The organism is Adhaeribacter radiodurans, from assembly GCF_014075995.1.
Lineage (GTDB): Bacteria > Bacteroidota > Bacteroidia > Cytophagales > Hymenobacteraceae > Adhaeribacter > Adhaeribacter radiodurans.
Window position 1 is genome coordinate 5,093,137 of sequence record NZ_CP055153.1, and the last position, 12,201, is coordinate 5,105,337.

A 12,201-nucleotide genomic window follows, 5' to 3' on the forward strand; every position below is an offset into this window, starting at 1 on the left:
GTTCCGTTACTATGGCTTTATGCTTTAAAAGTGGGTAAATATCGCAAATTATAATAGTTTCTGATTATGAAAATAGTTGGAAATGGTTAAACTTGTAAAAAATTAGATTTAAAATTTACCGCGTTCCCTCGATGGAAAACAAAGATTTATTGGAAGAAGCCAAGAAGTACGGCTTTATTCAGGACAATCAAGTGTGGCTGAAGCCTTTTATGAACTTTCCGGCGCGCCAGGTTGGCGAAGTGAAAGAAGTAGAAGATGAATCGCTGCAGTATTTTGCCTTTCGCTTTCAAACGTTTCAGGAAAAAGTAAATGCCCTGATTGATAAAATTGCTACTTCTGAAAACAAAGGCTCTTTTTTAATGAAGGTGCTGCATTTAAAAGAATTAGTAGGAAAATACGATGCGCTCGGCGACTTCGAAGCTATTCACCAGCAGCTTACCCAAGCCGAAAACGAAATAAAAGCCGCTATTAGCAAAAACCGGGATAAAAATTTGACTACCAAAATTGCTTTAATAGAAGAAGCTGAAGTTTTACAGGATAGCATTGACTGGAAAGGAACAACCGAGAAGCTGAAAGAGCTGCGCCAGAACTGGATAAAGACCGGTCCCATAGATAAAGCGCTGACGGATGAAATAGAAGACCGTTTTAGAAATGCAGTAGAAACATTTTTTAAACGTAAAAAAGAGTTTTACGAAGACAAGCAAAATATGCTTACTCGTACTTTGGCCAAGTACAAAGCTTTAATTGCGGAATCGGAAATCTTAAAAAATTCAGAAGATTGGGAAGGTACCACCAAAAAACTGAAAGATTTACAAAATCAATGGAAAGCGATTGGCGGCAACTTACCGCGTAAAACTTCTACGGAGCTTTGGAATACTTTCCGGAAAGCGCATAATTACTTTTTTGAAAGACTGAAGAATAAAATTACGGCTACTAAAGTTGAGTCGAAAGACCGTTTCTTTGAAGATAATTTAGGCAAGAAAAAACAACTGGTAGCCGAAGCGCAAGGTTTGCTTTCGTTAAACACGCACGAAGCCGTAGCCCGCGCCAAGGAATTACAAGCCGCCTGGAAAAAAGTAGGTCCGGTTAAAGGTGAAGAATCAGACCGGGTGTGGGAGCAGTTTATCATTGCCTGCGATAAAGTTTTTGAGATTAGCAGCTTAGAACACTTTATGCGCAAAAAATACCCGAATGCCGATAGAAATAATCACGCGGAGCAAATTCATAACCGGATTAATGCCTTACGCGACTTTATTAAATCAGACAAACAAGAATTGGAAGTACTCGAGACTAACTTAGGAAAATTATCGACCGCTCCCAATAACGATACTTTCCGTACCATGATTCAGGGCAAAATCAAGAACTTTAATCGGAAAATTAAAACTAAAACCGAACTTATTGAATTGTTTAAAAGTAAACTAAACCAGCAAGTATCTGGCTAGTTAAGTTACTTTACCAGAAAATAAAACTTGTATTTTAAAGCGGAGAAGAAGTAGTTAAAAAGTTTGAACATTTTTTTATAGTTTTTATTTAATTAAGCAAGAGCCCTTTATAAATAAAATATAGCTGTATAACGGGCTAAGAGTAATGTTAAGCGAACAAAAACTAAAAATAAAGTCAAACATTTAAGTAGCTTTGCACGTTGTCAGTTAAAAATAAATATCTAATTTTTATATATTAAGTTATATAAAATAGTAGATTTAAGTGTTTTAAGTCTATTTGTATTCCACATTAAACTTTTTTAAGGAGATTATAACATGTATTGGACACTGGAACTAGCATCGTATTTAGAAGATGCACCCTGGCCTGCTACAAAAGATGAATTAATTGACTATTCTATTCGTTCCGGCGCCCCGATGGAGGTGGTAGAAAACCTGCAGGCCTTGGAAGATGATGGTCAGCCATATGAAAATATAGAAGAAGTTTGGCCGGATTATCCTACCAAAGAAGATTTTATGTTTAACGAAGACGAATATTAAATTAATTATGAATTAGAAATTATGAATTAGAAATTAAAAATTAGAAATGACATTCTATTGTTTCTAAATTTTTTCTGATTCATAATTACAAGTAATGTTAGAAATTAAAGATTTGGTTGCGGGGTATGAGCAGCGCATGCTTATCCGCAACCTTTTTTTTTCATTGCCCGAACCGGCTTTTGTAGCCATTGTAGGTCATAATGGCGGCGGCAAAACCACTTTTTTTAAAGCACTAACCGGCCAATTGCCGTATCAGGGCCAAGTACGGTTTAATGGTAGTAATTTTAAAGAATTACCCCGGCAGGCAGCCAGTAATATTTTATCTTATTTACCCCAGAAAAACAGCGTTTCGTTTCCTATACCGGTGCGTGACTTAGCGGTAATGGGATTGATTCGGAAAAAACGTTTTCTTGAGAATTACAACACAGCCGATTACCAGCAAGTCGACCAGCTTTTAGTTGAATTAGAGATAGCCCACTTAGCTCACCGGGATTTTACGGAGCTTTCCGGGGGCGAACAGCAGTTAATTTGGTTAGCGCAGTTAATGTTGCAGGATACCCGCCTGTGCCTGCTCGATGAGCCCACCCAGCAGTTAGATGTTTACCATAAAAAGCATGTCTTTCAGTTAATGACGGATTGGGTTAATCAGCGGCAAAAAACTGTTTTATGCATTACCCACGATTTACCTAACCTTTATGGCCATAAGGGCTATTTGCTTAATCTTAGCAAGCCGCAGCCACAATTAGAAGTGCTTACCTCCGCCACTATTCAGGATAACATTTTGTTTCTGGAACAGAAGCTTGGTTAGATTGCAGGTTTTATCCGGATGAACAGAATTACACGAATTTTAATTTGGCGTGATTAAGTAACTCTTAATCACGCCATTTTTATTTTCGGATTCTGCTGACTTAGAAAAAATCTGTTTAATCCTGTTCATCAGCGAAAATCCGCGATTTAAACTATTTACCGTACTATTTTCCGTAGGGCTTTAATATTATTTACCTCAATGGCATCGGGTTGTAATAAAACCATTTTGTAAATAGTATTACGCGCCTTACCCCCGAACAGCACTACTTGCAAATTATAATAACGCGCTAATTTAATTTGGGAAACATTAATTTGTTTTCCTTCGGCAACCAGGCCGTGCAAGCGGTTAGCCAAAATAGTTTTCAAACTTCCTTCAAAATCGGGTCCTATATCCAGTAGCAATTTAACTCTTGGTTCAATTACCCGGAAAGCATCCAGTAACTCTGGCTTAGCATACACAATAATTAATTTTTCTACCGGGTAATGGAATTTGCGCAGTACACCTAATACGGAACGAGCAAAGTAAGCATCTCGGGCCAGTGTGTAATTGCGTAAATCCAGGTGCAGATCCGGAAATTCCGGAAGCTTTTGCAATTCCCGGAGTAAATCTTCCAGCGAAATAATTTTCTCCTGGTGAAAAAAATCATAAGGCCAGCCTCCTTTATAAGCTAATCCTATTACCGAAGCAGCGGGTAAATTTTCAATTTTACCTTTGCCCTCCGACATCGTATTTAACGTTTCATCGTGATACAAAACAGGCACGCCGTCGCGGCTAACGTGTACATCTACTTCCAGACCATCCGCGCCATCCTCCCGCAACGCTTTTAACAACGAGGCCAGACTATTGGGCGGTAAGGGGTTAAAAGGATTAAAGGGAGAGAAAAAGGCGCGTCCGGCATGGCCTATTATTACAACTTTTCGGTGCTCCGGAGTAAGAACTTTTATTTGCTGCTTAAACCGGATGAAATCATATACAAAAAATAATGCAGTACTTATACCTACTATTAAAAGCAGAAGCCATAATTTACGAGGCCAAACTATTTGCTTCGGTCCGGAGCCATTCATAGATCAAATATATGGCCGTTACTATCACACATAAAAATTTCAGCATCTCTTTTTAAGGGTTTCCCGTTTATGTCTTCTACTTTTAAAAACGTTGCCGATATGAATGCTTCTTCTCCATTACCCTCACCAAAGCGAATGAATAACCAGAACTTAATACCGCTTTCGCTTATTATGCTGTTTGCACTGGTTATCCGTTTGCTAACCGCTTTTTTTTCTGGTGGGTACGCTTTCCACGATGAGCATTTTGATGTTATTGAAATTGCGCAGGACTGGGTATATGGTTTACCTATCTGGATTTATGATAAAATTCCGCCGCGCCACAGTATGTTTTATGCCGGCATTCATTCTATAATTTTTTATAGCTGCGAGGCCTTAGGGTTAATGAGCCCCACTGGTAAAATGACGGTAGTGCGGGTGCTGCATGCTCTTTACTCGTTGTTGGTGGTGTATTATGGGTATAAAATCACCGAATTACTATCAAACCAGCGCAATGCCCGGCTGGTAGGTTTAATGCTGGCGCTTATTTGGTTTATACCATTTATGAGCGTGCGCAACCTGGTAGAAATAACGTGTATTCCGCCTTATCTGGCTGCCTTTTATTTAATTCTAAAACCCGAAACCAACAACAAGCGGGTAATATTTGGGCGTTATTTTGGGGCGGGAGCATTATTCGCGCTATCCTTCGTACTACGTTACCATATTTTGTTGTTTGTAGTGGCGGTTGGTTTGGTATTGCTCTATCAAAAGCAATGGATAAAAGTAATTTACCTGGGCTTGGGTTTTAATTTAATAGCTTTCTTTATTCAGGGCACTATCGATATTACTTTTTATAAGTTTCCGTTCCACTCGGTAGTTACTTATTTTTTATATAATTCAGATAAAGCGCACAGTCACAGCCCAATTTACCATTATGTTTTTACTATTTTACTTTTTTTAGTGCCCCCCTTAAGTATATACATGCTCCTTGGGTATGCTCGTACAGCTAAAATTGCACCTTCTCTTTTTGTAGCCGGAATTTTATTTCTTGTGGTTCATACAGCAGTACCAAACAAGCAGGCCCAATTTATACTTCCGCTTATTCCATTAATTGTTATTTTAGGAGTAGTAGGATGGCAAAGTTTTGTGCAACAGTCTAAGTTTTGGCAAACCCGCCGGAAGTTGTTAGCTGCCAGTTGGACTTTCTTCTGGATTATAAATATTACAGCGGCGGTGGTGCTAGCCTTTACTTACCCGAATAAAAGTAGAATTACCCCATTAGTATATCTTTCGCAAAAAGAAAACCTGCACGGCGTATTGCTCGAATTCGGGAATCAAAGTTTTAAGGTACCGCCTTTGTTTTATTTAGGTCACATGGCCGCCGAAGCAGAAGATTATATTAGCGATAAAAAAAATATGTGGCGCCGCTACAAAGCTAAAAAACCTTTGCCGAAAGATTTTGTGATGGTATATAGTTTAAACGACGAAAAACCACTGGAGAAAGTTAAAGCTGAAGTTGACCCCAATTATGAACCTAATTATGTAGTGGTTGTAGGCCAGGATGAATTAGCAAAACGCTTAAAACGGCTTGGGAGGCTTTATTCTAACCTTAAGCTCGATCAAACTATTGCGCCCTCACTCTACGACCAGGTTTTACATCGCCTTAATCCCCGGGTGTATAAAGACGAGCATGTATATATTTATCAGATTTTGTAAGCCTGAATTTACTAATTCAAAGGTAAAGGTAGTTAAACGAAGTTTTCTGGCATTTGCAGGGTCAAACGAAAGGCCTTAATAAGCTCAAACTAGTATCAAGCTCCGGACCTGCAAGATAAATCTTATAAGTTTATGATGCCCAATTGCATAAGTTCGGTTAGAAAAGTAAGGATGTTCGAGCGTATACTTGAAAGAAGTGTTATATAGAAGACGGTTTATGCGATTGGGAATCCGTTAAAATACACGAGTCATTCAGCAGGAAATTATTTAGCTAAATGGCTAAATAGCGTCCTGCTGAATGACTCGACAAAAAAGATTGCTCTCCTTTACCCTAACTCTAGCCTCAAACTAATACCTAATCGCATAGCGCATTTAGTAAATATTACTTGGTACCAGTAGATAAAAAGTAAAACATACAACCTTTAACTAAACCCTAATACTCTTACGCAACTACCTTATTACTTGGCAGCAGCTTGTCTGGGAGGATTTATCATGATGTGGGCATTATGCTTACCTGGATCCATAATCCAGGGCAAGCCAGGGGCTTCCGGTTTAAGTGGCAGGCCAGTACTTTCGGAAGTAGCAAACGGAATATAAACTACCGAACGCGTATAGCCATTTTTTACTTCGCCGGTACTTTTATCAAAGTCTTCGTCGTTAGCCGAAAAAGAAAATAATGTGGTAGGATTTTTTGGCATCTTTAACTTTCCGGACTTAGCCTCTTGCTCCCGGGTATCAAAAATTTCCTGACCAGATTTACCTTCTTTTCGTAAAACGCGGCCCCTTTCCATAAAAGGTTCCAGATCTTTATGGTAACACGAGGCACTAAATCCTTTTTGCTTCGGGTCATCTCCTAAGCAAATTACCTCGTTGGTACCTTTTCTTAGTAAGGTTAGAGCACCATTGCCAGTATAGCCATATACCGCTGCACCGTCGCGTTTATCCGCCGGAGCCGCCAATAAGGCTGCTTTAATCTGGATTTCGGGCGTAGGAACCGTAGTTTGAGCAAAACCGGCAAAAATGGGCGAAGCAGAAAGTAAAAACGCGAATAACTTTTTCATAGATCAGTACTTTACGTTAATTTTATTTGAATTAAAATTCAGTAATCCATTTATATGCTAAGGATTTACTAAGAGCCTAAATTTAAAAGTAATATTTTATTGCTGAAAAAAGTATTGTCTGAATATTAATAATTTATACTAATTAGAAGAATGTATTAACCAGCCACCTTCCTTATGTTCTTTTTAAGAATTAACTCCAATTTTTATCTGGCTTCATATTCAGGCGTTTAGCCGCCGCAATTACATCTGATAACTCTACCGGATCGCTAAAAGGATCAGTATCCAGAGTAGTAATCCGGTTTAGTTCTTTTTGCCAGCGCCGGAGTTCCGCTATATAAGGTTCATGTGGTTGTCGCCGTAGTACGTCGCTTTCCGGAATTAAATCGCAGATGCCATTATTCAGCCATTCCCCGGTGTGCCAGTCGGGCATATCTACCGCCGGAAACAAACAAATGCCATGTAGGTCCATACCTGCATCTACTGCCGCCAGCGATTCTTCCATTACATCTTTTAGCCAGGCAGCTCGTCCTTCTTTTAAGCCGCTGGTTTCCCCAATAATCATTGGCCGTTGGTAGCGTTCCCAAACCAATCGCAATAAATCACAAAGCGGTTTAATGCGGTCATCGTCGGGGGGCAAAGCCTGGTGTGGCCCGTGTTCGCGGTATTCCATCTGCCCGAAAGAGTAATTATTGGCGCCCACAATGTCGAGTATTTCAGGAGAACCGCCTAGTTCCGGATGCTCTTTGCCATAAACTATATCCCATGCCAGGAAAGTATCCACATACGTTTCGTGATGCGCCGCAAGTTCCAGATCCGGCCGGTCGCGTGGAGCTACTACCTGCACCAAGGGGTCAATGTGTATCATCCGAGCTTCGGACTCAACTTCCCGGATAGCTTTTACTCCTGCTATGGCGGCTTTACATAAATTTAAACGTAATTTAAAACGGTCTTCTTTCGTAGTTTTGTAAGGTGCCACCCAACCCCATTCGCCTCCGCAAAAAGAGAAAAAAGTAATTTCGTTAATGGGAGTAAAAAAATATGGCCCCCGAAGTTTCGGAATAACGTACTCTGCTGCCGCCCGGCAGTAAGCGGTAAAACGCTCCACGAAAGCGTCTGAAAAAGGGTCCAGATCATCGGGGTATCCGTAATGGCACAAGTCCCAAATGGGCAAAATCTGATTTTGTTGCATAGCCTCCAGCATGGGATCAATACACGAAAAATCATATTGCCCATTAGTATCTACGAGTGGCCAGGGAATACCTTCGCGGGCAACGGCAATACCTAACGACCGGAGCAACTCATAATCTTGCTTTACAAAATGGTGATGTTGCGTTTCGTGGACCAAGTTGCGCCGTTTTTTATCTTTCCAAAGAAAGGTAGAGCACTCAAAACCGGAAATAAAAAATGTAGGAAAGATACCCGGTTTTTGTGCCATACTTTAAAGAATAAAAGTTTTTATTTATATAGATTAGTAGTACTAACGGCAATAACACTCTTAATATAAGATACTCTAATGCTAAAGTCTATCTTAATTAAATGACCAGCCAATGCAAAAGAATTAGAACTTATTAAGGCAGTAAATTATAAGTATTTCTGAAGATAACCGCTTTTATTCAGAAAACTAGTATAATCCTTAATGTTTAATATCTCTTTTACGGCTTGCTTTTTATTTGGTGTTTTATCGAAATAAGCTTTAGTAATTTGGTAACCCATCCAATAACCTAAATCATTCGGCCGTTTATCTTTACCGCTTACACTGTAGAGCCAATCGGTATCTTCAAACTGATGCATCACTTGTACAAACTCCCGGCATAATTCGTCTTGGTGGGCATTGCCATATTTATGGGCTTCAACGTTTGGGCTTTGGCCTGACACCAGTTCGGACATAAAGTCGGCACTCCCTTCCAGAATAGATTGTTCGAGCAAAGAAGTTGCGCGCTGCGGGAAAGTTTGCTGAAAATGTATAAGTTCGTGGGCTACTAAGGAGGGCAAGCCATTTAAATTTCCTTGCTTTTCGGCACCAATTATAAGTCCGTTAGCACTGGATGTGCCGCCCGAATTAAAAGCACCTATAACAAAATAAACAGGCGGGAAAGAAACAGTTGGGTACCATTCCTTTAATTTTGCGCTTGGCTGGGTTCGTTCGGAAATTTCTTTTGCTGCCCAAAGGCTGGGAATAAGAATAACAGATAAATACTAAGAAGAATAATTTTCCGAAGCATGCCCGAATTAATTAGAGTAGATAAAAGCAACTTCATGTATTCATCTGCCATTCTAACCTACTAAAAACCAGCAATTCATTCAATACTTGTTCGCCCAAATAATGCTGGTGCTTACCGTTAAAGAAATGGCTAACTTAAAATATTTGTGCATTTACTAATCTACAATAAAAACAGTAGCTCCATTTACCGAAGCAATTTTATGCGCATCTATATTATCCGCTACCGCAAAAGAATCTCCGGCCTGAATAGTAATGGTACGGTCATCTTCTAAAGTAATTTGCAGCGACCCCGCTAATACAAGCACAACATGCCCCCGGTGGCACCAATGGTTTGATTGGTAATCGGCGAGGTATTGAACCAATTGCACCCGGGCATTGCCCATACTCCAGATTTTGCTCAAGGCGCTACCACCTAAACCAGGTATTTCGGTTATTTCTATATCGTCCCAGTTAATGTGCTGAAAAGGTATATTTTCTATTTTCATAGGCTTAAATTAACGTTTCTATCTAACTCGTCAAAAATACCGGTGTGGGCAGATGTACTTTTATTCCATAATTGGCTGTGATTTAGTAAAACGCAGATGCACCAGCAAAGCCAGTATGGATAAAATAATTCCTATGGCGACAACCCCTTGCCATTGCCAACGATACCAAAGCTGACTTGCCAGAAAAGTACCGGAAGCACCGCCTAAAAAATAAGTTACCATATAAACGGTATTCAGCCGGTTTCGGGCTTCGGGCCGCAACGAAAAAATAAGCGTTTGATTAGATATATGAGTGGCTTGCACGCCTAAGTCCAGCAATATTACCCCGGCAATTAATCCAAGGTAACTACTACCGGAAACGCCAAAGATCAGGTAAGACAAAATAATTAAACCAATGCTGTAAGTAGTTACTTGCTGCGAATTGCCTTTATCACTAATACGGCCCATGAACGAAGCGCCTAAAGCCCCGAAAGCGCCCACTAAACCAAAGGCACCGGCCACATCGCTGCCCGCATTAAAGGGCGGTTCCCGTAGCAAGAAAACCAAAGTAGTCCAGAAGGCGGCAAAACTGGCAAAACACAAAGCCCCACGTACGGCAGCCATGCGCAACATGGGCTCGTCACGGATGAGCGATACAAGGGATTGCATTAAACTCTTGTAATTGCCTTTATATTCCGGATACACTTCTGGCAACAAAAAAGAAAGTAAAATCCAAAGCAACACCATTACCAAACCGGCAATAATAAACATGGCCCGCCAGCCCAAATGCGCCCCTACAAAACCACTAATAGTACGCGATAATAGAATTCCAATTAATAAGCCGCTCATTACAAAACCAACTGTTCGGCCACGCTCTTCGGGACGAGCCAGGTGAGCAGCCATGGGTATTAATAACTGAGGAGTTACCGAAGTAGCTCCAATTAAAAAGCTGGCAAACATTAAAAAAGTACTGTTCGGAGAAAAGGCTGCTAAAAGCAGGGAAGCTATAATCATCCCAAAGTTGAACATGATCAACTTTTTCCGCTTCAGCATATCGCCTAAAGGAATAATAAAAAACATACCGACAGCATACCCTATCTGGGTAAGCATGGAAATACTGCCGGCGTGGGCTTCCGTAATCCCGAAAGTTCGGGCAATTTCGTCGAGTAAGGGTTGGTTATAGTATAAATTAGCTACTACTAACCCGGTAGCAATTGCCATTACCCAAAGGTTTAGCCGGGTTAAAGCGGGCGCTGCCACGGCAGCCGTATTTTTAATCATGAGAATCAGTAATAAGTAACAAAAAAACCGAAGAGTATAAGAAACAACTTGCGCTAAGATGTTACTGCTATAGGATAAAATGGTTTACAATTATTAGAGTTTAATAGTAAGAGAAATGTTGTTTTTACTTTTCTAAAAGAGTTGGTGTTACAAAGTAAATAAAAAAACCCGCCGGTAAATTCAGCGGGTAAATAACAAATCTATAGTTTCTTAAATTTTAAAATAACTTTTCGCCGGGAGGTGTTACCCCTTTCAGGCGCAGGTAAACCGTTGTCTGACCACGGTGGTGCGTTTGGTGTTCAAAAGCTTTCTCAAAAGCTAAACCGCGGTTTACGTCCATGTTAAATAACTTTACGTTGCTGGCCATTTGCGCATCGGTAGTACTATTTAAGGCGTTAATTACAAAATCATAACTTTCCAGTACTACTTTGCTAAGTGCCGCTTTGGTTTTATAATCATCTAATTTTTCCAGGTTTTTACCTTGATAGGGATTGGCAGTACCAGAAGCGCCGGCAGCAAAGTTAAAATTCGCATTAGCTAAGTGGAGCATTTGTTCCGCAAAACTACGCATTTCCGGGGTAGGTTTAAAACTTGATCCGGCTTCGGGCATAGCATCTAAATATTCTTTGGTATAAGTTTTTGCTCGTTGCCAATCTAAAAGCATTTGGCTTTTGGCTGGCGGATTAGCTGCCAAGGAAACTTTGCTCGTAGCAAGTAAGGCTACTAAAAACAAAATGGTTAAAAGAAGAGTAGTTTTTTTCATGTAGGTAAGGGTTAAAGGTTAGGAGCGGTAGTATTTATTAATAGAACTAAAGTACTGAAAATCTCTGATTACTGGTACATAAATCAAACTTCTAAAAATTTTAATTTTAACCATAATAGTTATTCCAAAATTGTGGATTTTAGGTAACCTAAACAAGATAAAATTACTAAAAGCTTTGTCAAAATCTTTCCATATCCGGGAACAAAGGCAAATACGTATTCCGAATATCTTGCTGAGGTTGGTGAATAGTAATGGCTACGCAACGCCCTTGTTCATCAATTTCAAAAGTAATACCATCCGCTACCGCATCGTAAATTGTTACTTTTTTAGACGTGCCTGTTACTTTATAAGCGGCAGCTTTTATTGTTCCGTGATATTTTTTCTGAATAAATGACCAGTCTGAACCAACCTGAACAGAATCAACAGTTCGAAAATAAGGGGAAGTAACGCGAATTTGATTTACCCGACTGGCTTCGTCGGGAGCCCCCATATTCGTAGTAAAATAAATAGTAGTTCGGTGGCGGGTTGTATCGGTAGCATCGGCGGCCGGTTTCGATAGCCAGGTAGCTAAAGCCTTTCCCATAGCCCCATCACTAAAATCAGGTTTACCCAGGCTGGCGGTAACTTGCTCGGCTTTTTCCTGTAGTTTAGTAAGTCCAATGCTTTTCCCAGGCACAATTAATTGGCTGGTTTTTACTTCCGCAACAATTGGTTTCGCATTTTCAGAGGGGTTTATAGGGCTATTCTGTTCTGATTTTTGATGAGTAGTACCGGCTGTATTTTCTTGCTTACCCGAACAAGCATGTAAGCTTAGCCAGAAGAGTAAAGAATAAACAATTTTTACATTGCTAATTTGTCTCATCAATTT

The 12,201-nt window shown here is 40.1% G+C and carries 13 protein-coding genes; 4 read left to right on the forward strand and 9 right to left on the reverse strand.

What is annotated here, in order from left to right:
* Positions 1-131 precede the first annotated feature (131 nt).
* From HUW48_RS20240 to HUW48_RS20250, 3 genes are all read left to right on the forward strand, one after another.
* The gene (locus HUW48_RS20240; RefSeq protein WP_182412672.1) at positions 132-1,442 is read left to right on the forward strand and encodes a DUF349 domain-containing protein; all 1,311 of its coding nucleotides are present in this window, start codon (positions 132-134) and stop codon (positions 1,440-1,442) included.
* Positions 1,443-1,757: 315 nt separating this feature from the next.
* Positions 1,758-1,979, forward strand: coding sequence for a DUF2795 domain-containing protein (locus HUW48_RS20245; protein WP_019948259.1), 222 nt, complete (start codon positions 1,758-1,760; stop codon positions 1,977-1,979).
* Positions 1,980-2,073: 94 nt separating this feature from the next.
* Positions 2,074-2,787 carry an ABC transporter ATP-binding protein gene (locus tag HUW48_RS20250; protein ID WP_182412673.1) on the forward strand — a complete coding sequence of 238 codons (714 nt, stop codon included), beginning with the start codon at positions 2,074-2,076 and terminating at the stop codon, positions 2,785-2,787.
* A 155-nt stretch (positions 2,788-2,942) separates the two neighbouring features.
* On the opposite strand, the gene HUW48_RS20255 is transcribed toward HUW48_RS20250, so the two are convergent.
* Positions 2,943-3,851, reverse strand: coding sequence for a glycerophosphodiester phosphodiesterase (locus HUW48_RS20255; protein WP_182412674.1), 909 nt, complete (start codon positions 3,849-3,851; stop codon positions 2,943-2,945).
* A 69-nt stretch (positions 3,852-3,920) separates the two neighbouring features.
* Here HUW48_RS20255 and HUW48_RS20260 point away from each other — a divergent pair, with 69 nt between their 5' ends.
* Positions 3,921-5,543, forward strand: a complete 1,623-nt coding sequence (locus tag HUW48_RS20260; protein ID WP_182412675.1) for a glycosyltransferase family 39 protein — start codon at positions 3,921-3,923, stop codon at positions 5,541-5,543.
* A 458-nt stretch (positions 5,544-6,001) separates the two neighbouring features.
* On the opposite strand, the gene HUW48_RS20265 is transcribed toward HUW48_RS20260, so the two are convergent.
* The 8 genes from HUW48_RS20265 to HUW48_RS20300 form a co-directional block, all read right to left on the reverse strand.
* On the reverse strand, positions 6,002-6,604 hold the full coding sequence (locus HUW48_RS20265; RefSeq protein WP_182412676.1) for a hypothetical protein: 603 nt from the start codon (positions 6,602-6,604) through the stop codon (positions 6,002-6,004).
* Between the two features lie 190 nt (positions 6,605-6,794).
* Positions 6,795-8,039, reverse strand: coding sequence for a family 1 glycosylhydrolase (locus HUW48_RS20270; protein WP_182412677.1), 1,245 nt, complete (start codon positions 8,037-8,039; stop codon positions 6,795-6,797).
* A gap of 146 nt (positions 8,040-8,185) precedes the next feature.
* A complete protein-coding gene (locus tag HUW48_RS20275) occupies positions 8,186-8,788 on the reverse strand; it encodes a gliding motility protein GldB-related protein (RefSeq protein WP_182416460.1) in 603 nt (200 codons plus the stop codon).
* The gene (locus HUW48_RS20280; protein ID WP_182412678.1) at positions 8,722-8,877 is read right to left on the reverse strand and encodes a hypothetical protein; all 156 of its coding nucleotides are present in this window, start codon (positions 8,875-8,877) and stop codon (positions 8,722-8,724) included. The genes HUW48_RS20275 and HUW48_RS20280 overlap by 67 nt, the downstream gene beginning before the upstream one ends.
* Positions 8,878-8,980: 103 nt before the next feature.
* Positions 8,981-9,310, reverse strand: a complete 330-nt coding sequence (locus HUW48_RS20285) for a DHCW motif cupin fold protein (protein WP_182412679.1) — start codon at positions 9,308-9,310, stop codon at positions 8,981-8,983.
* A gap of 60 nt (positions 9,311-9,370) precedes the next feature.
* Complete coding sequence (locus tag HUW48_RS20290; RefSeq protein WP_220463956.1) at positions 9,371-10,570, reverse strand: MFS transporter; 1,200 nt, start codon at positions 10,568-10,570, stop codon at positions 9,371-9,373.
* A gap of 217 nt (positions 10,571-10,787) precedes the next feature.
* Entirely contained in the window at positions 10,788-11,333 is a 546-nt protein-coding gene (locus tag HUW48_RS20295; RefSeq protein ID WP_182412680.1) for a DinB family protein, read from the reverse strand.
* 178 nt (positions 11,334-11,511) lie between these two features.
* Positions 11,512-12,195, reverse strand: a complete 684-nt coding sequence (locus HUW48_RS20300; protein ID WP_182412681.1) for a hypothetical protein — start codon at positions 12,193-12,195, stop codon at positions 11,512-11,514.
* Between the last annotated feature and the right edge of the window lie 6 nt (positions 12,196-12,201).